Origin of the sequence: Saccharicrinis fermentans DSM 9555 = JCM 21142 (genome assembly GCF_000517085.1) — a bacterium.
Taxonomy (GTDB): Bacteria; Bacteroidota; Bacteroidia; order Bacteroidales; family Marinilabiliaceae; genus Saccharicrinis; species Saccharicrinis fermentans.
Genome location: NZ_KI912107.1, coordinates 4,093,429 through 4,117,403 on the forward strand (window position 1 = coordinate 4,093,429; position 23,975 = coordinate 4,117,403).

The window sequence follows — 23,975 nt, forward strand, 5'->3', positions numbered from 1 at the left end:
ACAAACAGAACGATTATATTACACCATAAAAGCTCAATACTTTACACATATTCAACAAAGATATAACAATGAAGTTTTCCTTTATAAAAACAGCCCGGCATCGAACGTTTCATCACACACCTATTTATTATGATGAAGCCAAAGAAGAACGTGAAGCAAGAGCCAGACGAATTAAATCGGAACTTGGTGTTGAAGTTGAAGCAGACAATAGAAGCATCGAAGACCGTATTAGAGGAAAAATGCGCCGCAAGATAAAAGGTAGCTTTGACGTGGCCCATAAAGAAAAGCGGAGATCAAATATAAGGTTAGCATTCATACTCATCGGGTTAATGGTTGTATTTTACTACCTACTCATGTCAAGTTCAGAATGGATTCTTAAATACATGTAGCTAATCATCAACAAGCAAGATTCGATATTTTATTTTTTTCCAATAACTATTTGATAATGAAAACATCTGTTATGCAGATGTTTTCTTATATATACAAACTTAGTTTATGTCAGATATAATTCAGCTATTGCCCGATTCTGTGGCCAACCAAATTGCAGCGGGCGAAGTAATTCAACGTCCCGGCTCCATGCTAAAGGAACTGGTTGAGAATGCCATTGATGCAGGTAGTACCGATATAAAAATTATTATTAAAGATGCAGGCCGAACTCTGGTTCAGGTTATTGATAACGGTTGTGGGATGTCTGCAACAGATGCCAGACTAGCTTTTGAGCGCCATGCCACTTCAAAGATAAAAGATGTAAATGATTTGTTTGCTATTCGCACCATGGGTTTTAGAGGCGAAGCATTGGCCTCTATCGCTGCCGTTGCTCAAACTGAACTAAAAACCAAAAAACATGGTGACGAACTGGGAACGCACTTGGTAATCTCCGGTTCCCAGGTTGAAAGTCAAGAAGTGATCAGCTGCCCAACAGGAAGCAACTTTATAGTTCGTAACCTATTTTATAATGTACCTGCACGTCGCAAATTCTTAAAAAAAGACAGCACTGAGCTTCGTCATATCATCAACGAATTTCAACGAATCGTACTGGCCAACCCAGACATAAGTTTTAGTTTGGAACACAACAACATGCCTCTGTTTCAGCTTCCCGTTTCGAACCTACGACAACGGATCATTAACATAGCGGGAAAAAACATGAACCACCAGTTGGTACCAGTGGAAACCAATACCACCTTGGTAAAGATAAATGGTTTCATAGGTAAACCAGAGGCAGCCCGAAAATCTTCAGGCGACCAATTTTTCTTTGTAAATCAACGCTATATGCGTCATCCATACTTACACAAAGCCATCACTGAAGCCTATTCTAACCTTATATTGCCCAACACTATTCCTGCCTATTTCTTGTATTTTGAGGTGGATCCCAAAATCATCGATATCAACATACACCCTACCAAAACGGAAATTAAATTTGAAGACGAACGTGCCATCTGGCATATCTTAAATGCAACCATTAAAGAAAGCTTGGGCAAACACAATATGATTCCGACCATTGATTTTGACACGGCCGACATGGTAAACATTCCTGTTAGCGATCAGGAAAAAGAAAAAGAAATGCCCGAAATAGAAGTCAACCCATATTTTAATCCTTTTGATACACCCACGCCAGACCCCTCTAGTTTCGGAGCAGGGTCCTCAGTTACAAGTTCCAGCAACAGGCAAGAGACACGCGCTGCATCACCGGGAGCCAAAGGATGGGAACAACTATACAATGAGTTTGAGGCCGAGAAAGGCAGCATGCCCTTTGACACTCCAGATCCCAGCGAAACGATAACCACCTCCAATTGGGAATCAAACACAGAGCCCCAACAACAGACCTTCCTCAGTGAAGACTCCAATGTAAAAGCTACAACAGGTGCCTCGTGCTTTCAATTTAAAAACAAATACATTCTCACTTCTGGTAAATCAGGATTAATGATGGTGGATCAAAAAAGAGCCCACGAACGCATTTTATTTGAACGACTGATGCTATCCATCACCAACAAACAAAGCATGACACAACAAAGTCTTTTCCCAGAGCAGCTAGAATTTAATGTGGAAGACAGCATGGTAGTAAAAGAGCTCCTTGGAGATCTCAAACTATTTGGTTTCGATATGGCAGCAATTGGCGACCACACGTACGAGGTGAAAGGCATGCCTATCAATATGGAAAAGATGAATCCTAAAATGCTACTCGATGAGATTATCAATGATTTTAAGGCAGGAGAAATCAACCTGGAGGCCGATTTAAAAGAACGCATTGCACGTTCCATTGCCAAACAGTCGGCCATCAAATCAGGACAATTCCTTAGCCCTCAAGAAATGGATGAACTAATAGGTCAGCTCTTCGCCTGTCAGATTCCCAACTATTCTCCAGACGGCAAACCAGTGATCTCCATCCTTTCCAATGATGAGATAGATATGCGCTTTAAATGACAAAGTGGCACTTATTCCTGCCAACTTTAAAAATAAATGGCGCCTTAACAACAAGTCATTCAGCACACAACTATCTCAGTCCCACTATAGGAGGCTGAAGCTTTTATAAACAAGGTGCTTAGTAGAGAGCAAGAAGAGACATAAAGAACGAGAATAAGTAATTTTTGAGCATCTCCTTTCAATGAATAATTGCATATTTAAGGGTTCTCAAATCAATTTGGCTTAATGCTTGTTAGATATCTGTTACAAATTTGAAAATAAATATATGTATCAACAACGAGGCTTTTTTAGTAACATACCACCAGTCGTTAAAAACCTGCTTATCATTAACGGATTAATATTCCTGGCAACTTATTTCTTTATAAAGGGAGTTACTATTCCAGGAATTGGTTTTACGAGAGTTGATCTGAACAATATATTTGGATTATATACCCCAGGTAGCGAGCAATTCAACTTCTTTCAGTACCTCTCTTATATGTTCATGCATAGCAGTAGGGACTTCACTCATGTATTCTTTAATATGTTTGCCGTTTTTATGTTCGGCCGAATATTGGAACGAACATGGGGACCTCAGAAATTCCTTTTTTATTATTTAGCAACGGGCATCGGTGCAGGTGTTTTGTACGTTTTGGTAGCTTTTATCAGGGCAAAAATGTTAGCTGCCAGTCTACCACCGGAAATTGTTGCTGAAATATATACCCAAGGACACTCCATTTTACTGGAAGGCAAAAACTATGTCAACGAAACCGCTGCCACACTTAATCATTTAATTAACGCGCCCATGGTAGGTGCTTCGGGAGCAGTATTTGGACTGTTACTGGCTTTTGGTATGATGTTTCCCAACGAACAAATATACCTTTATATGATTGTGCCCATAAAAGCCAAGTATTTTGTCATAGGATACGGCGGAATTGAACTATTTCTATTAATGCAAAACAACCCTGGTGATAATGTGGCACACCTGGCACACTTGGGTGGAATGTTGTTCGGATTTATTTTGATAAGGTTTTGGAGAAAAAAACAATTTTAGTCTCTTTTTTTAATATTAATTCATCGAAATACTTATTTTTAGTATATGGCAATTGCAGACGAAATAAAAGAATCTTTTAGACAAGGTGGTGTAGTCACCAGACTTATCTATGTGAACATCGGCGTTTTTCTGGTATTTCTAATATTAGATGCTTTCTTTTCATTGGCTCAACATGCCGAATGGGCCTATATGATTAAAAGCTGGTTCTCTGTACCTGCCGATCCTGGCGCATTACTTTTAAAACCCTGGAGCATCTTTACCTATATGTTCCTACACTTTAATTTTATGCATATTCTTTTCAATATGCTTTATTTATTTTGGTTTGGCCGAATATTCTTACAATTCTTCAATCCACGCCAGCTCTTGGGAGTATATTTCATGGGTGGTTTGGCAGGTGCTCTGTTATACATTCTTTCATACAATATATTTCCTGCATTAAATAATTTCACCGAATCCCCCATTATGATGGGAGCATCCGCCTCCGTAATGGGCATCATATTTAGCGCTGCCAGCTATTCACCAAACTACAAGGTTCATTTAGTTTTATTGGGACCTATCAAACTCATGTACTTAGCCATCGGATTATTAATTTTGGATCTGATTTCGATTCCTTCTTTTTCCAATACAGGTGGTCATTTAGCCCATATTGGAGGTGCCTTATTAGGCATGTTCTTTGCCTCAAGAGCAGTAAAAGGCAAAGACATTACCTTGCGTTTTAATCATTTCATGGACAATCTAGCCTCTCTCTTCTCGCGCAAACCCAAGATGAGGGTTACCCACTCACGCACCAAACGTCCGGTGAGTGACATGGACTATAATGCCAACAAAAAGAAGAAACAAAGTAACATCGATCGAATTCTGGACAAAATAAAAACCAGTGGTTATGATAGTCTAACCAAACAAGAAAAAGACGATTTGTTTAACGCTAGCAATAATTAATGCCAAAACTATTTCATAAAATAACACGCTCCCTCATTTCACTCATCAATACAATCGTACTAGTATTGATAGCACTGGCCTATTTGGGAGCCTATGTAAGCCCCATACACATCAGCTTTCTATCCTTCATCGGTTTTGCTTTCCCTTTATTGTGGATCAGCAACTTATTTTTTGTTATATACTGGGCCTTAAAAAAACGAAAACGATTCGTCTTTTCATTACTTGCTCTCATCTTAACATGGGCACAGTGGCATGCTGTTTTTTCGTTCAATACAGGCAAGGAAGTTAATAGATCGGAGCTGCAAAATCCCATTAAAGTAATGTCGTACAATGTGCGCATGTTTGACAAATATGTCTGGACAAAAGACAAAACAACACCCCAAAAGATTTATCAGTTCATCAAAAGTCAAAATCCAGATATACTGTGTATTCAGGAGTTTTATATCAACAACAACAATCCGCAATACTCTGAAAACAATATTATTTCAAAATTTAAGCAATTCAAATACAAGCACCTCGAATACAATATAGAAACCAGATCAGGAAAAAAATATGGCTTAGCCACCTTCTCAAAGTACCCCATCATTTTTAAAAAGCCTTTAGCATTTGAGAACACCACCAATCTCAGTTCACAGACCGACATCAATGTCAACGGACAAAAAATAAGGGTATTTAATAACCACCTAGAATCTATTCGATTAAAACGTGAAAACTACAATTTTATCGACAGTTTAGAATTTAAGAGCGACAAAGAAAGACGAAAAGGAGTCTATGAAATATTTACCAAACTAAACACTGCGTTTGCACACCGCGCCTCACAGGCAGAAACCATAGGTCGCCATATCAAAAACTCACCCTACCCAACCATCGTATGCGGTGATTTTAATGACACCCCGGTATCGTATGTTTACCGAAAAGTACGCGGCTCATTAAAAGATGCTTTTATGGAATCAGGAAATGGTTTTGGAGGAACATACAATGGTAACTTACCGTCCTTCAGGATAGATTTTATTTTTCACGCCCCTGAATTTAGAGGCTTTAATTACGAGAGAAAGAAAATCAACTACAGTGACCATTATCCCATCACAACCTTACTCGAGCTAAATACCCAACAGCAAAAATGAATAAACACACAAAGCAACTATTGAAGTAAATTGATTACTTCTTTTTATTTCGTATCTTCATACAGTGAAAAAAAACGCGTAAAATATGTGCTATCAATATATAGGGAATTATATATATAAAAGTTTGCATGTAATTTGTTTAGGGACAAACTTATTTACTATTTTTGCGTTAGAACATTTTGAGAATTAAAGTACAAATTTTATAATATAACGTTATGGCTATTGAAGTAACAGACGAAAACTTTGAAGAATTAGTTTTAAAATCAGACAAACCAGTATTGGTTGACTTTTGGGCTGAATGGTGTGGTCCTTGTAGAATGGTAGCTCCTGTGGTAAAAGAATTGGCAGAGGAGTATGGAGATAAAGCAGTAATCACCAAAATGGATGTAGACAGCAACCCTGCCACATCAGTTAAATTTGGTATCAGAAACATACCAACCATCCTTTTCTTTAAGGGCGGAGAAGTTGTTGACAAACAAGTGGGAGCTGTTCCAAAAACTATTTTGGCTTCTAAACTTGACGCACTTATGTAATCGTACACCAAATAATAATCTAAAGGCTGCCATTTTTGGCGGCCTTTCTTATTCGATAGTAACTCCTAACATTCAAACATACACACTCATGGATGCTTCCTTTTATGATTCGTTTCTATTTACTTATATAGTCATTCCTTTCATGATATTCTTTGCCAGAATCATGGATGTAAGCATGGATACTATACGTATCATATTTGTATCAAGAGGAAATAAAGTGATTGCCCCCATTCTAGGATTCTTTGAAATGCTCATATGGTTGATGGCCATCACTCGCATCTTTGAAAACCTAGACAACTGGACATGCTATGTAGCCTATGCGGGAGGCTTTGCCACGGGTAACTACGTAGGATTACGCATTGAAGAAAAGATGGCACTGGGCATACAAATGATCCGCACGGTAACATCACGCGATGCCAGCACACTGATTGAAATACTCAGGACCAAAGGCTTTGCCGTCACTTCCATTGAAGCTACCGGCAAAAATGGCCCCGTACATATTGTCTTCGCTGTGGTTCCACGTAGCAAGATAAAACACGTAATACCTCTCATAAAAAAATTTAACCCCAAAGCATTTTACTCTATCGAAGATGTCAGGGCAGTCAATTCAGACAGCGATTCTTTTTCCCCTTCCGCTTCAAGAGCAGTAGGCCCACGATGGATGCGAAAAGGCAGGTAAAAGACAGATAAACACCCATCATGAAGTACGTAGTAGGATGATCATTAAATTGGAGGGTTTGTGCTATGTTTCAATAGTACACATATACCAAAGAACAAATAACCATTAGCCCCAAACCAAAACCAGCATACACCTGTTTAGGCGTATGAGCGCCGAGTATCAATCGACAGCTTCCGACCATTCCGGCTACGGCAATAACCGCTAGCATCCATAAAAAGGTATTAATACCATATTTCACAGACAAGGAAAGTAATGCTCCCCAAAGACCACCAATACCAACCATATGAATGCTTATCTTCCAAAAAAATGATATACACATAGAAAGCAGTGCAGCCAATAAGGTACCCAAGATGAATACCGGAATAAAAGTAGGTAGTTGAAATTTTCCTAGAAAGAAATAACCCAAAAGAAAAAAGACCGATGTAGTCAACAAGGGTACAATACGCTCCTTTGCAGTCTCCATCTGCATGGTTTTCATGATCCCCATCTGCAAAAACAAAGGCATGATACTTAGGGGTAAAATACAAGTACTTACCAGCACAATAATGGTAACCATCCTACGATACTCAAAGGGGATAAACGTTACATGACTTTGTGTACTAAATATCACCAATAAGCCAATCGTAGGCATCAGAAGGGGATGTAACAACAAAGAAACAATGAAAGCAACTCTTTTGGCCATTAAAACAATTCTTTACCAATTATAACTCTTTGCGCAATCTAGCTACAGGAATATTCAATTGCTCACGATATTTAGCAACAGTTCTCCTGGCAATATTATAGGATTTCTCCTTTAATATATTCGACAGTTTATCATCTGTCAAAGGTTTTCTTTTATCTTCACTCTCGATACACTCCGACAATATTTTTTTTATCTCACGCGTCGATACCTCCTCTCCTGAATCAGTCTGCATACCTTCTGAAAAGAAAAACTTCAAGGGAAATATTCCAAAATGAGTTTGAATATATTTACTATTTGACACCCTTGATATGGTTGAAATATCCAGCCCGGTAATTTCAGCAATATCCTTTAATATCATAGGGCGCAACTTGGTTTCGTCACCTTCTAAAAAATACTGTTTTTGATATTCAAGAATGGCATTCATCGTCATCAACAGCGTATTCTGCCGCTGTCTAATAGCATCAATAAACCATTTGGCCGAATCAAGCTTCTGCTTAACAAACATCACCGCTTCCTTTTTATCCTTAGACCGGTTTTTTTTGTTACCCGAATAGTCTTGCAGCATATTTGAATAAGTCTGGCTGATCCTCAATTCAGGCACATTACGAGTATTTAAGGACAATTCAGGATTACCATCCTTTATTTCTAAAATAAAATCTGGTATAATATGTTGAACCATTCGATGCATAGGATTACTATATGAACTTCCTGGTTTTGGGTTCAGCTTTAGTATTTCCTCCATGGCTTCTTTCACATCCTCTTCTTCCAAATGCAAGCGCTTGGTAATCTTATCGTAATGTTTTTTAGTAAACTCCTCAAAATGATATTTAATTATATTGTAAGCATCATTGACCGCAGGAATGGTTTTGTCCTTTTTCTTTAGTTGGAGCAACAGACACTCTTGCAAATCGCGTGCACCAACCCCAGCAGGCTCAAAATCCTGAACTATTTCAAGCACATCCAAGGCTTCTCGCTCATCCAGTTCCACATTTTGGCTAAAAGCAATATCATCAATAATCTCATCCACCTCTCTACGCAGATATCCATCCTCATCAATATTCCCTACAATATGCTCAGCCATCAAACGCTGCCGTTCATCCAAAATGCGCAATCCCAATTGATCAGTCAAGAATTCATGAAAACTAGTCCCATCCGAAAATGGAATATCCTCATGCTTATCATCTTTGGAAAAATTACGGGCTTGTAATTTATAAGCAGGAATATCCTCATTTTGAATATAGTCGTCAATAGAAAGTTCATCCTTTTCAACTTCCTGCTCTTTCACCTCGGGCTCATCAGAATCATTATCTCGGCCTTCTCCCTCCAACTCCAAAACCGGATTTTCCTCAATTTCCTTCTTGATACGTTGCTCCAATTGAGCCGCAGGAATCTCCAACAATTTTATCACCTGTATTTGTAGAGGTGATAATTTCTGAAGCAACTTTTGCTGTAAGCTCTGTTTTAACATAATTTCCTTTCTTCAACCTGTTGAAAGATGCAAGATATTCAACAATAAATTACTTGTATAAATAAATCATGTTCCGCATCACAACAAAATTATAATAATTCAATCACATACGCATCAATATAAACCCTTTTTTTCCAATAACAAGAAAGATTAGTTTTAAATTGGCTTGATTTTTGAAAGCAAAAAAGCAGCGCTCGTTTCCGAAAGCTGCTTTCCTATTATTTATTTTCATGCAAATTATACTAAAACTCAGCATTCTTTGGTGAACGGGGAAATGGTATTACATCCCTGATATTAGTCATTCCGGTAACAAACAACATCAATCGTTCAAATCCCAAACCGAATCCACTATGAGGCACAGATCCAAAACGACGGGTATCGAGGTACCAGTACATTTCTTTTTCAGGAAGATGAAGCGCTCTCATTCTTTCCAACAACTTATCGTAACTTTCCTCACGTTGTGAACCTCCAATTATCTCACCTATTTGTGGAAAAAGGACATCCATAGCTCTCACGGTTTTACCATCATCACTTTGCTTCATATAAAAAGCCTTAATGGACATGGGATAATCAGTTAATATAACAGGTTTCTTAAAGTGTTTTTCCACCAGAAAGCGTTCATGTTCTGCCTGCAGGTCACTTCCGAAACCATTTACCGGATATTGGAACTTTCCTTTCTTCTGTGGCTTAGAATTCATTAGAATATCAATTGCCTCAGAATAAGTAAGACGTACATAATCGTTCTCCACCACAAAACGCAATTTTTCAATCAGTTCCATGGAGCGATCCTCCGCTTTTTTTCCTTTCTCTTCTTCCTGAAGGCGTTTACTCAAGAACTCCAGATCTTCCATACAATTTTCGAGTGCATAGTTCATCAGGTATTTGGTAAACTCCTCAGCCAGATCCATATTATCATTCAAATCGTAGAATGCCATCTCTGGCTCTATCATCCAGAACTCAGCCAAGTGACGTGTTGTATTGGAGTTCTCTGCTCTAAAGGTAGGGCCAAAGGTATAGATCTCACTCATGGCCAAAGCTGCCAACTCCCCTTCTAACTGTCCGGAGACAGTTAAGTTGGTTGATTTACCAAAGAAATCCTGACTAAAATCAACAGCTCCCTCTTCATTTTTGGGGATATTATTAACATCCAAGGTAGTTACCCTAAACATTTCTCCTGCCCCCTCAGCATCCGACGCAGTAATAATTGGAGTATGAATATTATAAAAACCTTTTTGCGAGAAAAAATTATGCACGGCAAAGATCATAGCATGGCGAATACGAGTAATCGCACCAAAGGTATTGGTTCTAAAACGCAAGTGTGCTATCTCACGCAAAAACTCCAACGAATGCTTTTTGGGTTGCAGGGGATACTCATCCGCATTACAATCGCCTATCACCTCAATGCTTACAGCCTGTATTTCAACTTTTTGCCCGCTCCCAGCAGATTCACTCAAAATTCCGTTAACCGAAATCGCAGAACCTGTTGTAATCCTTTTTATCAGCTCTTCATCAAACTTTGGAACATCGGCAACAATCTGCAGATTATGAATGGAAGACCCATCATTAAGGGCAATGAAATTTACAAATTTATTACCTCTTCGGGTTCTTACCCATCCTTTTACATTCACTTCTTTTCCGATCTCCGTTTGTCGAAGGACATCGGCTACTTTTGTTCTGCGTATTTGTTCCATTTGCTGTTACTTATTTTTAAAGGTCGTAAAATTAATGAATTGTTTGTTAAAGTTTGAGTTAAGTCCCTAATTATTGATTTTTTTTAACGAAAAAAGGCCGGATTTTCATCCAGCCTACTGTCATATCTTATTCACAAGCTACTTTTTATTAAAAACAGCTAGTTTATTATCCATATTCAAATAATACTTTCCTTTTTTTAATCCAGACACTTTCACACTTTGTCCAAAGCCCTTAAAAATAATTCCACCATACTCATCATAAATTTCATACATCGTAGGTGCAGAAAAATGAAGCATGTCCTCCACCCTATTGGGCGAGAATGTCACCTCAGGTTTAGCAGACTCATACCTTACCTCCTTAGAATATCTTGGCTTTCCCCTATAATCTGTTTGTTTAATCCTGAATTTATTTTCTCCCGAGTGAAAACGTACCATTGCTTCATAGGCACTTTCTTGCCCAACGCCAACCCCATTCACTTGTCCCACTTCTATCCACTTATTCCAGCGATATTGCTCCACAATAAAAGGTATACTACCGGCTTCTTTCACGGTAGACCATTTCACTTTATTTCCCTCAACGGCCAAATGCGTAACCTCAAAGGTGGCACGCGCATTTAAAACTTCGGGATTTAAAACAATTGGCTGACAACCTTCCTTAAACTTAATGGTCACTGTAAGTGCTTGCCCCAACTTAAAACCATAAACAGAAAGATCCACTTCAAATGCACTTGAATTAATTTCGTCGGTCGATGTAAGTCCGTTAACAGCTACCTCATACACACAGAAACCAACACCACTAGGCGCAAATGGGTTTTTTACAAATAGGTTATCACCCTGAAAAGTACCGGAAAGTACAATCTCCTCCGATTTAGCGGACGAAAACATAAATGCAAAGAGCACAATAATATATAACAATCGTTTCATGGATTTCAGTAATGGGTTTATCTAGAGAATTGCAATTTAGAAAAACATAATCAACCGTGCAAAAAAAGATACCTTACTAATGCATAAAATACACTATTCTTGTTTTGTACGTGATGAATCCTATACTTTTTACTATCAAAAATCATCCTTCGCAAATGCCAAATCCAAAATAACCACCCTTTTACAAGATAATGATCTATGCTTCCAAAGAAAAAGTCTGTAATCTTCATACTTTTTACAGCTACACAGGATCAATCCAATCTCCCTTTTGTTTAATCAATTGAATAAGTTCTCCAACCGCATCCTCCTCTTTGATATTGGCTTTCACCACTTCTCGTTGATGATACAGAGTAATCTTACCGGGACCAGATCCCACATAACCATAATCTGCATCTGCCATTTCTCCAGGTCCATTAACAATACACCCCATGACAGCAATCTTCAGTCCTTTGAGGTGGGCTGTTTGAGCTTTTACCAGTGCGGTGGTTTCCTGCAAACCAAACAGGGTTCTACCGCAGCCAGGACATGAGATATAATCAGGCTTTTCAAAACGCACCCTAGCGGCCTGCAAAACAGAATAAGCCGTTTTATTAACCAATCCGGTCTCCATTTCTTGGTCATAATCAATCCAGATACCATCCCCAAAACCATCCAAGAAAAGAGGTCCAAAATCACAAGCTGCATTCAGCTGTGTCAAGTTATTAAACAGTCCTTCATATTTTTTATAAATAATAACCGGACAGGTAACTTTTTCGGCGCCCAACAGGAGAAAAGCAGCTCTTTGTTCCGCAACACTATTTGTATGCTTTGCTTTTAATACAAGCACCACATTTTGATACCCTCTTAGCTTCTTCAATACCTCAGAAGTAAGGTCAGCATAAAAAACACGTAACAACGCCAATTCCACATCCAACTTATCCAGTTCCTCTATTTGATAAGCTTCTAGTAGAGGAAAACAACGATCCTTATTATCACACTCTCTCCACTGTTCTAATGCCACTATACGAGAACCTTCACCTCTTTTCTTTGTTGAAAAAACATAGTCAGGGCGATCATTCTTCGTAAACATATTCCCTACCACAACCGGCACATGATGTCCGCCCACATTTCTGACCACATTTGATGCTCGCTCAACATATTTAAAGGGATAGTAAGATGCATCCGACACCGCTTCAATCACCTCATGATTCGCTCTTTGCTCCACATAAGCAATAAGATCTTTTGCCACAGAAATCTCATTTTCAGGAGCTTCGGTCAACGACACACGAATAGTATCCCCTATACCATCCGCCAACAAAGTTCCTATGCCTACGGCCGACCGAATTCTTCCATCTTCTCCTTCTCCAGCTTCCGTCACCCCCAGGTGCAAGGGATAATACATGTCCTCCTCATGCATCTTTTGAACCAATAACCGCACCGTATGAACCATAATACGTGCATTACTAGCTTTTATACTCAAAACAACATTACCAAACTCCTCATCCCTGCAGATACGCAAAAACTCCATACACGATTCTACCATACCCAAGGGCGTATCACCATAACGGCTCATTATTCGATCAGATAAAGAACCATGATTAGTACCTATCCGGATGGCCGTATTATTTTGCTTACAAATATTGAGAAGCGGAATCAACTTTCTTTTAATCAGCTCCAACTCTTCGTAATAGGACTCATTGGTATATTCAATAGATTCAAATTTCTTTGCTCCATCCACAAAATTACCCGGATTAATTCTTACCTTCTCAATATGCTGGGCAGCAATATTAGCTGCATTGGGATTAAAATGAATATCGGCCACCAAGGGACCATCGTACCCCTGCTGCTTTAACTCTTCTTTGATTGCCTTAAGATTACCAGCTTCGCGCTGCCCTTGGGTTGTCATACGAACCATCTGCCCCCCGGCATCAAAAATATTTTTTATCTGATGAACGGTGGCTTCTGTATCGTTGGTATTGGTGGTTGTCATAGACTGAACCACAATGGGATGTTTAGCTCCTAAACGTAAATTACCAATTTGCACCTCTGAGGTATGATATCTCGTATAATTAAATATATCAATGCAATAATGCGACTTGCTCATTTTATTTTGTTTTAAAACTTCACAAAAGTACAGTTTTAAGCTTATAATTATTACACCATTCCATATTTTTAGAGTACACAAGACCTAGTAACGAAACAAACTACAAATATGCACAGCTAGCACCTTCGTAAATAACCATAAATAATAGGATTAAACTTAGATCACTAAAAAAAACAAGGTACATTTTTATTGTCGTTGGTATTCCATTAACTTTACCCTTCCATTTAAAACATGCGTATGTCAATATCAGTATCACAAGTTACCCGAAAGTTCGGTACACAAAAAGCTTTAAATGAAGTATCATTTGAAATAGCCTCGGGCGAGGTAGTTGGTTTTTTAGGGCCCAATGGAGCAGGTAAATCTACCATGATGAAAATCATTACCGGATATTTACCACAAACTTCCGGCAAGGTGATGGTCTGCGGCCTCGATGTGACTGACAACACCATGGAATACAGAAGAAAAATAGGTTATCTCCCCGAACACAATCCGCTCTACCTAGATATGTATGTAAAGGAATACTTAGGCCATATAGCAAGCCTCTACAAACTCGGAAGAAAATCAAAAAAAAGGGTAGAAGAGATGATTGAGATGACGGGACTGACACCCGAAAGTACAAAGAAAATATCTGCTTTATCCAAGGGCTACAGACAAAGAGTTGGACTGGCACAGGCACTACTTCCTGATCCAGAAGTTCTCATTTTAGATGAACCCACAACAGGCTTGGATCCCAACCAAATTATAGAAGTAAGAGACCTTATCAAAGAGGTGGGAAAACAAAAAACAGTGATGCTATCCACCCACATCATGCAAGAAGTTCAAGCAATCTGTGAAAACGTTATTATCATTAACAAAGGCAATATTGTGGCCAATGAAAAAGCCAGTTCACTCACAGGTGCTTCACTAAGAAACAAGCACGAAATCACCTGTGAATTCTTAACGCCAGTAAAAAAAGATATTTTTGATCACCTAGAAGGGCTCATTGAAGTAAAAAGCCTAACCAACACCAAATACCGAATCATTGCATCCTCAGATATTAGACCAACAATATTTGACCGTGCAGTGAGTCATGGGCAAAAAATCATTACACTCACCCAAGATCAAAAAAGCATGGAAGACGTTTTTAGAGAATTAACCAGCAATAAAAAGTAAAAAAGCAAAACGTAGACCTAAGCTTCGCTTCACACCTATGGAGCTAGACGTTCTCTGACCCACTCCTCTTTTTCATGGCGATACCTTACCCTATCGTGCAAACGTCCTGCCCTTCCTTGCCAGAATTCTATTTCAGAAGCTTGTAAGCGATATCCACCCCAATTTGCCGGCCTTTTCATTTTACCTTGTTTGGCTTCATTAAACCACTGTTCTAGCTGGGCTCTACTATCCACCACTTGACTCTGAGGAGAGGCAATTGCACTTGCCTGACTATCCACAGGACGAGATTCAAAATAACCATCACTTATTTCAGCCGCTAACTTTTCAACTGTCCCGGTAATTCTAAGTTGCCGTTCTAAACCGGGCCAAAAAAAGTTAACTGCAGCATGATTATTATCCTTTAAATCAGTCCCCTTTCTACTGCTATAGTTTGTATAAAACCACAGATTTCCCCTTTCGTCGATATTTTTAAGAAGCACAATACGAGCTGAAGGTACACCTGAAGAAGATACGGTACACAGTGTCATGGCTGTTGGCTCAGGCTCATGATTCTCAATGGCCTCATTTAGCCAGTCTTTCATTTGCTCGATGGCATCACTGCTCAAATGTTCCTCCGACAACTCTTTCTTCACAAAATCATTCCTTATGTCTGACAAATCTCTATTCATGGCGTTTTTATTAGATAAGCAATAAACATCACACACCTTAAAAAGTTTATCAGAACGGAAATCCAACCGCAAAGTGATATCTGCTATCATTTTGCAAACTAGACCTTCCATAACCTATTTCTATGGGTCCAATAATAGAATTATACGCAAGAATCACATTCAGTCCCAACACCAAATCCTCCGAAGTAAGTCCACGAACAGGAATAAAACTTAAGGTTTCAAACTCGGTATTATAGTCCAGAACACCTCCCGACAACTTGGCATATAAATTATTCAACACCTGATACCTCAGATTAACATAACCCAAAACAAACTGCCGAGCCGAAATTTCTTTTGACACCATACCAGGGAAAGGTATATCACCACTTCTTGCGGTTGCTTTAATCCCCCCAATAGCAAAGTACTGAGCACTACCCAATCGCTCGGTAGCTCCACCTGCAGCCAAGGAGTATGAGACATTCAGCTTTGAATTCACAGGTATCATATGCTCAAAGGTAGCCCTCGCTTTTAGATAACTCTCCTGTGGTATATCCAGGAGATCATCAAAAGTAACATAGGAGCTATCAGACCCTTTGTAGATGGTACCGAAGCCCAACGGATATTCAAAACGTATATCCAGCTCACTACCCTTTGAGGCAAAAAACTGGTCATTAATTCTACTTTAACAGATTAAAATGATCACTGAAAAAACGATAATTTAGTATTGTTTTTCTTTCGTAATAAACAGTAAATTAGTATATTGCAATTGAAACAAAGAACAAAACTCAAGTTTGCAATGGGTAACGGGCGAAAAACTTAAAAAAATATACGAATAATGGTAAAACACTGCTAGCGGTCAACAACCGACTTGAAGTGTATTTATCTGAATTTCAGCACCATTTTAAAAATAGAACAAAATCCAACTTCGACAAAGCTACTCAATACGTCGAAGGTCTAGCTTTAAGCGATTTGAAAAACATCGAACGCATCACTGAGACATTAAACGCAGACTACCATAAGATGCAGCATTTTATCACCGAATCCAATTGGGATGCAAGAGCTGTCATCGACCAAATAGCAAATCAGGTAGACCAATCACTCCCAAACCAAAAATTAAAAGGATTACTCATAGACGAAAGCGGATGGGTGAAAAAAGGTGACAAAAGCATTGGTGTTGATCACCAGTATTGCGGGAACGTTGGGAAGACTGCAAACTCGCAGGTTGCAGTTTTTGGTTGCTTGTGCACGGACAAATATGCAGCGTTGGTCGACACGAGACTGTACCTTCCAAGGTCATGGTGTACTAACAACGCCAGGTGTGAAACTGCTGGCATCCCCAAAGAGGACAGGGTTTTCAAGACAAAACCGGAGCTGGCTACAGATATTGTGAAGCACCAACTGGAAATGGGTATCGAGTTCGATTACGTTGGGGGGGATGGACTTTATGGCAATGACCTTGCGTTTACCCGTTCGGTTGAGGATATGGGTTTGGTGTACATGCTTGACATTCATAGCGATCAAAAAATCCACCTTGAAAAACCAGAACTACATATTCCAGAGCGAAAGAGCAATCGTGGGCGCCCACCCAAAAGGCCGAAGGCAAGCACCCCATCGGTAAACGCTAACGAATATATAGAAACGCTTACAAACAAGGACTGGAAAAAGCTTGACATTCGTGATTCTGCCAAGGGAAAGCTGAAGGGATTGTTCCATTTTAAGACAGTTTACATTTGGGATAAGGTTCAGAACATTGTTGAGAAACGGTTGCTGGTCATTTCGAAAAGAAAGACAAAGCAGGGAGTAGAAATAAAATATTCGTTCACTAACGCAGAACTTGCTCAATACACGCATCAGGCGCTGGCATACATGCAGGCACAACGCTTTTTCATTGAGCATAGCTTCAAAGAGCAAAAACAGATAGTAGGCTTGGATCAGTTCCAAACCCGCAAATGGCTGTCATGGCATCACCAAGTAGCCCTCAACTTAATGGTGGGCAGCTTTATGCTGAAAGAAAAACTATTGAATCAAGACGAAGTCCCATTGTTGTCGGCAAGAGACATTATGGATTTTATGGTATACAAATTTTATCGTGAAATGACCGATGAACGGATGCTGGAAAAACTGCAGCAGCGACATGAAAAGCGACAGCGTGACATAGACCTCTGTTATTCAAAGCAATAAATCTGTTAAAGTAGAATTAAAAGAATTCTTATTATAATTCAATGTCAACCCCCACCAGTTATTACCTATCTTATCCACATCCTCTGCAAACAGATTCAGGAGACCTTTCCCGGAACTACTTAACTGTCTTCTAAAGTAAACACCTCCACGCACTACACTACTCGTATTAGGAGCATATAGCACACCACCTTCCACATTCAAATAACTTTGTTTCATCCGCCCCACTTCGTCGCCATCATCTGCAAAAAAAGGTACAGAATTAAATTCCCATCTTGTTTTCAGGTAATTTCCTATCACTTGCCGCTGTCCCTTGTAATCCAAAAACTCTGCATTAAAAATAGGATACTCCGAGAAATTAAGGCTCATGGCAATTTTTGATCCTTTGACAAACTTATTACGAAAAGCCACATTAAAAATGGCGCCAGCCTTATAGATATTATCATACTGTATCGAAAAATTATATTTACTTCGATAAGCCTCCTTAGGTAACAGGGTCAGTACAAAACCCTCTTCGCCCTTAGTCAGTGTATAACTAATGCTCTGCACATAACGCGTGCCCATTAAACGATGAAGACCATTATTAATTTCTTCTTTTGTATAGTAATGTCCTTTTTCTAACCCCGATTTACCCAACACAAAAGTGCGCTCCAAGTATTTAAGCTCTCCCACCTTAACATCTTCTATATAAATCTTATCCAGCATCTCAGGCTTTGTCATGGATCTTTGGGGATAAAGACTCAGAAAGTCGGCCAGAGAAGCCAGCTCATCAAAACGTTCTCTGGCAGCTATTTCACCCAGTTCAATGATGGCATCACCATCAAAAAAACTAGCAGAACTATAGCCGGACAAATCAGGTGAAATAAGAATATCCGTTTCTTCCAAGGATTTTTTTGCTTCGTAATTACTTCTGATCATAGCTGATCCCATCAAGATATCGCCAATGGAATTAAAATTATCAAAACTAGGCTTTTCTCTAAAACCTACGTTGACCGTTATAATAATATCGGCGCCCATCTCACGACACGTCGCCACAGGAATATTATCTAATACCCCACCATCCACCAACAACATGGTATCTAAACGTACAGGTGAAAAAACAGAAGGGATAGCCATACTGGCACGCATCGCAGTACCCAGATTACCAGCCTTAAAGACATAGGGCTCCCCTGATATTAAATCGGATGCTACGCAGCGAAAAGGAATTTCAAAATCATCAAAATCATCCACCCCTGCCACATGCCAAGTAAGATAATTCATTAGCTCAGAAATAGCTTGTCCTTCAACAACGGCACTCGGCAATTTAGGCCCTGTAGGAGTAAGGTCAAACTGAAACAGGAAACGGTTATAATCATGCTTTTCTTCAGGCACCACCTCCGACAAAGGAATCCGATCACTCAACATAGTATTCCAGTCCATCAAACGAACAATAGAATCCAGCTCATAGGCAGAATAACCAATGGCATACAGTCCTCCCATAATACTACCCATACTCGTTCCGGTAATATAATCGGGTCTAATATCCAGTTCCTCCAGCACCTTTAACACACCAATATGTGCCATCCCTTTTGCTCCACCTCCACTTAAAACAAGACCTATTTTGGGTCTGTCACTCTCCGTAAAAACTTCCTGACCACCTACTGTAAAGGCAATTAAAAACAAAAAGGCAATAATGGCAAATACTCTGGGCATAATGATTCTTTAAAGTTTATTTTTTGTCAACAACACGGAACCATACATATCATATAACTCCACAAATTGCTCCGGCACTGTCATTTCAAATTCATCCACTGCTTTCCTCACACCTTCCCAGTTATGGTTATAATCATGCACTAAAACAGATCCTCCTGGCGCTAATCGGGGATAAAAAAACTGCAAGCCGTCAAGGGTAGACTTATATAAGTCAGCATCCAGATGCACAAAAGCAAAGGTATGTTCCTTCAAGTCCGCTGCCGTATCAGGAAAAATTCCTTCCCGGATTTCCACCCGATGATTACCCTTCATATATTTCTCCACCTCCTCTTTGCTGGTTTGTTCAAAATTAACTGTCTGAGGACGAACAGTTCCATCACAATCTTCACGAATAACTTGGGCAGGCAAACCAGAAAAACTATCAAATAAATACAAGCTTCTTTCTGGCATCAAGTGATGAATCACTTTGGCTGTTTCCCCTTTAAAGACCCCCACCTCGGCCAGATCCCCTTCAATGTTTTTCTTTCTCAATCCCTCCAACACAAACCAGATGGTATAAAATCGATTACGATCTTTAAACTTACGTTCACTATGAACAATTACACGAGACACTGTTTTTCTTTTTACAGATTCCAACCACTGATAAGGTTTAAACAGTTTAAAATTCCAAAAACTCCAGAAATAACTAATGGCGAGCCATGCCACAATATTAACGATAACAATATTGGCGTAAAAGATAAAATTCATGAATGGTCCATATTTTATGATGAGCACAAAATATTAAAAAATGAAATGTAATATGGTATTTGAGAAAATTATTTACTAAGAAATTAAAATAAGCACCCCATGATTCTTGTATAATTTCTATTTTTACCCCAAAAGGTAAATGATGATTCATATTTTAATTGCATATGCTGTTGAAGAAGAAAGGGTACATATACAGATTCCCGGTTGCAGCATACATTATTGCTGCACAGGAGTAGGAAAAGTAGCGGCCGCCTTGGCTGTTGAAAGAGCCATACAGACACACAAGCCTCATATCGTATTAAACATAGGCACAGCAGGCACCGTAAAGCATGCCCTAGGCTCCATACATTTGTGTAACAAATTTGTGGATAGAGACATGGAAAAACTGAGCGACTTTGGGGTCCCCTACCAAGAAGACTTTAGCGATCTAATAGAAGAATGTGGTTATTTTCATGATTGGACATTCGATAGCATTTGCAACACCGGCGACACCTTTCTCACAAGCGCAGATGGTACGGGAGATGTTTTTGACATGGAATCATTTGCCATTGCCCGTGCGTGCCGAATACACCACATACCCTTTGCCGGCATCAAATGCGTCACCGACATTATCGGACAAAATTCCATCAAACATTGGGAAGACAAATTAGCAGAGGCCCAAAATACGCTGCAACATTTTATGGATCATCACACGATACGACATACAGCACACCCTACCAAATAAAACATACCCCAACAACACTTCCATAGCCTTTCCCAAAACTTAGATTTTTCCGGGAAAGGCTATGATCATTAATCCTGGTTTACTTTTATTTCAAAAGTAACCGGGATAGCCATTTTATAAAGCGCCGAAACCCCGCAATACTGTTCTTCCGAAAGCTGAACCGCACGCTCCAGTTTATCCATAGGAAGTTCGGTTCCTTTAAATTTAAAAACCACCTTCATGCTGTCATAGTACTTCGGATGTTCCTCTCTCAAATTGGCCTCAACCACAATATTCAAACTATCATACTGAACCCTCATTTTTTTCAAAATAGATACCACATCCGTCCCCGTACAACCTGCCAACGCAACTAACATCAATGGTTTTGGTGAAGGACCAGCATTATTCCCTCCGTTTTCTTCTCCCACATCAATTTTAATATTATGGCCATTTACTTCGGTCTGAAAAGTCATATTTTCTAACCATTCTAAATCAACTGTAGCTTTCATGTGTCTATCATTTTAATTTACATTTGTACTCAATCCACTATACGTATCTCCTATATCTTTGAATATACAACAATCATTCATTCCATAGTTATATATTTAGATACATGATTTCCATAAATATACGTCAATATTTATATCTTTGTAGGTAAATTAATGAAAATAACTACACAAAAAAGGCATTTTACTTAACAAAAGGCTAAATAATACTTTTTCTTGTTTTCAACATTACAATAAAACATTAGCTTTATACTGAATTAACATTATTTTTGCAAAGTGAAAAAAATTAAAACATAAGGAATGAAGAATGTTCAAAGTGTTCCATACAACGAGCCTGTGGATCTTCGTGCTTTTGAGATATTTAAAGGATTATCTGAAGAAGAAGTTGAGATGGTAAATCAATCGATAAGCAGTACTATCCATAAAAGAGGAAGTACTATTTACCATGAAGGCAGCAGAATCAACGGCACATTTTTAGTTATAGAGGGGATATTAAAGATTTTTAAAACTGGCTTTGACGGGAAAGAGCAGATCATTCGATTTGCCAAAGGAGGCGACCTGATCGGATTTAGATCTGTCATCAGCGATGAGTTGGCCTGCAGCACCACCAAAGTTATCCAAGACACCATTCTTTGTTATTTTCCGGGTGAAGTATTGGCCTCCTTATTAAAATCGAACGCCAACTTTTCCATGTCATTGATGAAGCTTACGTGCAAAGAACTTGGGGAGTCTAACAAATTCCTCACTGATATTGCACAAAAGACGGTACGTGAGAGACTGGCAGAAGTACTATTATTACTGATGGACACATTTGAATTGGATCAGGATCACACCTTACAAATTTCATTAACCCGCGAAGAATTAGCTAATATGGTAGGGACTGCAACCGAATCTGTCATAAGACTGCTTTCGGAGTTTAAGACCGACAAATTAATCGAATTGAACGGCAGGAAAATCAAGCTTCTTAATATTCCCAAATTAATTAAGATAGGAAATGTTTATGTGTAGTTTTTGCTGATATAGAAACGAATGGCCGCCCTCCACAGCAGCCATTTTTTGGTTATTTTATTCTGTAAGACATACTTTTAATGGAGGAATGGGTAAATCTTTTCCTCCTCGAGAACTGCCTTTACAAATCACTTTTGACACCATTGCATCTGTCATTAAGTCACTACCCAACGCCACTAAAATAGCGGTTCCGGTCGGGGTACAAAGCTCCACATCTATGGGACCCATCACATGTGCTATTCCATATTTGTGCATCATAATTTTTGTCGCCGGAGCTGGAACATCCATCTCTCCATGCGAGAACTTAATGCTTCCTCCACCCAATGAAACAGGATTTATCAAACTAGCTGTTACGGGTGCCTTCAGCAATTGCAACCCCATCGCCGCACCAATAATATCAATCAAAATATCCTGCGCCTCGTGCAACCAAGCCTCCTCCTCATCATGATGATGGTGATCATCCCCATGATGAGGATGACTGTGATGATGATCATGATGGTGACCATGAATATGGTCTGTTAAAAAAGTATTTTCTGCATGAGCTTGCTTTTCTGCGGCTATAAGAGCCTCCAATACTTTTAATGCAAAAGCTTTGTAGTCTCCCTCAATCTTCAGCTCTTCGCACAACTCACCCAACAAGGCTTTGGCCTTTGAACCTGCCAGATGACCATGATTATGATTCATACACATACTAAGCCGGATGGCATCATCATGCGTTTTAACAGCACTAATAGTAGCCTGACCTATTCTCTTGGCAGCGCTCAACATTGCCTCTATCATCCTAGACTCATCTGCACCCGCCGAGATAAGAACAGCCGCAAACATATCGCCTGCCATTCCTCCACTGGGATCTATTAACAACTTCATCACTATCTAATTTTGCAAAACCTTAATAAGCTACGCAAATCACAAGCACACCCTACTGTACCTGATCATATACTACGCCATACCGGTTTTATATTTAAACTTTATTACTCAACAATCAACTACAAATGTGTTTTAGCGGATCCCGAAACCAATTTATTAATTTCATTCAGTTCCCTACTACTCAAATAGCGCCATTTACCAACAGGCACATCCAGCTTCACATTCATAATCCTTACTCGCTTCAGTTTTGTTACTTCATAACCTAAATATTCACTCATTCTTCTAATCTGCCTATTCAGCCCTTGAGTAAGCACGATTCTAAACTCAAACTTCCCCGTCTTTTCAACCATACACTTCTGGGTAACCGTATCCAATATGGGCACTCCATTCCTCATCCGTCTCAAAAACATATCCGTTAGCGGTTTATCAACCTGAACAAGGTATTCTTTCTCATGATTATTTCTTGCGCGAAGGATTTTATTCACAATATCACCATCACTGGTGAGAAAAATCAAGCCTTCACTCGGCTTATCAAGTCTGCCTATGGGAAAAATTCGCTTGGGATAATTGATATAATCAATAATATTATTCTTTTCAACACGTGTATCGGTAGTACAAACAATACCTATGGGTTTATTAAACACAATATAAACTGGTTTATCCTTGGTTTCAGCAACCAGCTTCCCCCTCACACGCACCTCATCCCCCTCACAAACTTTTGTTCCCATTACAGGCACCTTTCCATTAATGGTCACCTTTTGAGCATCAATTAATTTATCCGCTTCGCGACGTGAACAATACCCCACTTCGCTCAGGTATTTATTTATCCTAGTAGGCTGCATATCTACCATATTTCATATCTGTTAAAACCCTAAACCACACACAAAAGTTACACTATTTT

The 23,975-nt window shown here is 39.2% G+C and carries 23 protein-coding genes; 11 read left to right on the top strand and 12 right to left on the bottom strand.

Features of this window, described 5'->3' with window-relative positions:
* Positions 1–68: 68 nt before the first annotated feature.
* From CYTFE_RS0116655 to CYTFE_RS0116685, 7 genes are all read left to right on the top strand, one after another.
* A complete protein-coding gene (locus CYTFE_RS0116655; RefSeq protein ID WP_027472726.1) occupies positions 69–389 on the top strand; it encodes a hypothetical protein in 321 nt (106 codons plus the stop codon).
* A gap of 106 nt (positions 390–495) precedes the next feature.
* The gene (gene mutL, locus CYTFE_RS0116660) at positions 496–2,421 is read left to right on the top strand and encodes a DNA mismatch repair endonuclease MutL (RefSeq protein WP_027472727.1); all 1,926 of its coding nucleotides are present in this window, start codon (positions 496–498) and stop codon (positions 2,419–2,421) included.
* A 265-nt stretch (positions 2,422–2,686) separates the two neighbouring features.
* Positions 2,687–3,451, top strand: coding sequence for a rhomboid family intramembrane serine protease (locus CYTFE_RS0116665; protein ID WP_027472728.1), 765 nt, complete (start codon positions 2,687–2,689; stop codon positions 3,449–3,451).
* A 45-nt stretch (positions 3,452–3,496) separates the two neighbouring features.
* Positions 3,497–4,390, top strand: coding sequence for a rhomboid family protein (locus CYTFE_RS0116670; protein ID WP_027472729.1), 894 nt, complete (start codon positions 3,497–3,499; stop codon positions 4,388–4,390).
* Positions 4,390–5,514, top strand: coding sequence for an endonuclease/exonuclease/phosphatase family protein (locus CYTFE_RS0116675; RefSeq protein ID WP_027472730.1), 1,125 nt, complete (start codon positions 4,390–4,392; stop codon positions 5,512–5,514). Before CYTFE_RS0116670 ends, CYTFE_RS0116675 begins: the two co-directional genes overlap by 1 nt.
* A 215-nt stretch (positions 5,515–5,729) precedes the next feature.
* Positions 5,730–6,047: a thioredoxin gene (gene trxA, locus CYTFE_RS0116680; RefSeq protein WP_027472731.1), complete on the top strand. Its 318-nt coding sequence runs from the start codon at positions 5,730–5,732 to the stop codon at positions 6,045–6,047.
* Entirely contained in the window at positions 6,031–6,726 is a 696-nt protein-coding gene (locus tag CYTFE_RS0116685) for a DUF2179 domain-containing protein (protein WP_200871184.1), read from the top strand. Before trxA ends, CYTFE_RS0116685 begins: the two co-directional genes overlap by 17 nt.
* A 70-nt stretch (positions 6,727–6,796) precedes the next feature.
* Here CYTFE_RS0116685 and CYTFE_RS0116690 read toward each other — a convergent pair whose 3' ends face one another.
* The 5 genes from CYTFE_RS0116690 to ispG form a co-directional block, all read right to left on the bottom strand.
* Positions 6,797–7,408, bottom strand: coding sequence for a hypothetical protein (locus tag CYTFE_RS0116690; protein WP_052343250.1), 612 nt, complete (start codon positions 7,406–7,408; stop codon positions 6,797–6,799).
* Between the two features lie 19 nt (positions 7,409–7,427).
* Entirely contained in the window at positions 7,428–8,876 is a 1,449-nt protein-coding gene (gene rpoN, locus CYTFE_RS0116695) for an RNA polymerase factor sigma-54 (RefSeq protein WP_027472734.1), read from the bottom strand.
* A 242-nt stretch (positions 8,877–9,118) separates the two neighbouring features.
* Entirely contained in the window at positions 9,119–10,567 is a 1,449-nt protein-coding gene (asnS, locus tag CYTFE_RS0116705) for an asparagine--tRNA ligase (RefSeq protein ID WP_027472735.1), read from the bottom strand.
* Positions 10,568–10,705: 138 nt separating this feature from the next.
* Positions 10,706–11,491, bottom strand: a complete 786-nt coding sequence (locus CYTFE_RS0116710; RefSeq protein WP_044211887.1) for a hypothetical protein — start codon at positions 11,489–11,491, stop codon at positions 10,706–10,708.
* Positions 11,492–11,732: 241 nt separating this feature from the next.
* Entirely contained in the window at positions 11,733–13,574 is a 1,842-nt protein-coding gene (gene ispG, locus CYTFE_RS0116715) for a (E)-4-hydroxy-3-methylbut-2-enyl-diphosphate synthase (RefSeq protein ID WP_044211885.1), read from the bottom strand.
* Positions 13,575–13,811: 237 nt separating this feature from the next.
* On the opposite strand from ispG, the gene gldA reads away from it, so the two are divergent.
* The gene (gldA, locus tag CYTFE_RS0116720) at positions 13,812–14,726 is read left to right on the top strand and encodes a gliding motility-associated ABC transporter ATP-binding subunit GldA (protein ID WP_027472738.1); all 915 of its coding nucleotides are present in this window, start codon (positions 13,812–13,814) and stop codon (positions 14,724–14,726) included.
* A gap of 35 nt (positions 14,727–14,761) precedes the next feature.
* Here gldA and pdxH read toward each other — a convergent pair whose 3' ends face one another.
* On the bottom strand, positions 14,762–15,394 hold the full coding sequence (gene pdxH, locus CYTFE_RS0116725) for a pyridoxamine 5'-phosphate oxidase (RefSeq protein ID WP_027472739.1): 633 nt from the start codon (positions 15,392–15,394) through the stop codon (positions 14,762–14,764).
* 49 nt (positions 15,395–15,443) lie between these two features.
* Entirely contained in the window at positions 15,444–15,989 is a 546-nt protein-coding gene (locus tag CYTFE_RS0116730) for a hypothetical protein (protein ID WP_027472740.1), read from the bottom strand.
* A 257-nt stretch (positions 15,990–16,246) separates the two neighbouring features.
* Between CYTFE_RS0116730 and CYTFE_RS0116735 the strand changes: the two genes are divergently transcribed.
* The gene (locus CYTFE_RS0116735) at positions 16,247–17,554 is read left to right on the top strand and encodes an IS701 family transposase (protein WP_027470370.1); all 1,308 of its coding nucleotides are present in this window, start codon (positions 16,247–16,249) and stop codon (positions 17,552–17,554) included.
* Here the strand turns inward: CYTFE_RS0116735 and CYTFE_RS26945 are convergent.
* Together CYTFE_RS26945 and CYTFE_RS26950 are read right to left on the bottom strand one after the other, a co-directional pair.
* Positions 17,543–19,243, bottom strand: coding sequence for a patatin-like phospholipase family protein (locus CYTFE_RS26945; RefSeq protein ID WP_052343251.1), 1,701 nt, complete (start codon positions 19,241–19,243; stop codon positions 17,543–17,545). The genes CYTFE_RS0116735 and CYTFE_RS26945 overlap by 12 nt on opposite strands.
* Positions 19,244–19,252: 9 nt before the next feature.
* A complete protein-coding gene (locus CYTFE_RS26950; protein ID WP_052343252.1) occupies positions 19,253–19,990 on the bottom strand; it encodes a TylF/MycF/NovP-related O-methyltransferase in 738 nt (245 codons plus the stop codon).
* A gap of 142 nt (positions 19,991–20,132) precedes the next feature.
* On the opposite strand from CYTFE_RS26950, the gene CYTFE_RS0116750 reads away from it, so the two are divergent.
* Positions 20,133–20,714: a 5'-methylthioadenosine/S-adenosylhomocysteine nucleosidase family protein gene (locus tag CYTFE_RS0116750; protein WP_027472741.1), complete on the top strand. Its 582-nt coding sequence runs from the start codon at positions 20,133–20,135 to the stop codon at positions 20,712–20,714.
* Positions 20,715–20,782: 68 nt separating this feature from the next.
* Here CYTFE_RS0116750 and CYTFE_RS0116755 read toward each other — a convergent pair whose 3' ends face one another.
* Complete coding sequence (locus CYTFE_RS0116755; RefSeq protein WP_027472742.1) at positions 20,783–21,202, bottom strand: OsmC family protein; 420 nt, start codon at positions 21,200–21,202, stop codon at positions 20,783–20,785.
* 297 nt (positions 21,203–21,499) lie between these two features.
* On the opposite strand from CYTFE_RS0116755, the gene CYTFE_RS0116760 reads away from it, so the two are divergent.
* A complete protein-coding gene (locus tag CYTFE_RS0116760; protein WP_027472743.1) occupies positions 21,500–22,207 on the top strand; it encodes a Crp/Fnr family transcriptional regulator in 708 nt (235 codons plus the stop codon).
* Between the two features lie 57 nt (positions 22,208–22,264).
* On the opposite strand, the gene larC is transcribed toward CYTFE_RS0116760, so the two are convergent.
* Together larC and rluF are read right to left on the bottom strand one after the other, a co-directional pair.
* Positions 22,265–23,074 (bottom strand): nickel insertion protein, encoded by an 810-nt coding sequence (gene larC, locus CYTFE_RS0116765; RefSeq protein WP_027472744.1) that lies wholly within the window; start codon positions 23,072–23,074, stop codon positions 22,265–22,267.
* Between the two features lie 119 nt (positions 23,075–23,193).
* Positions 23,194–23,925: a 23S rRNA pseudouridine(2604) synthase RluF gene (rluF, locus tag CYTFE_RS0116770; protein WP_027472745.1), complete on the bottom strand. Its 732-nt coding sequence runs from the start codon at positions 23,923–23,925 to the stop codon at positions 23,194–23,196.
* Positions 23,926–23,975 lie beyond the last annotated feature (50 nt).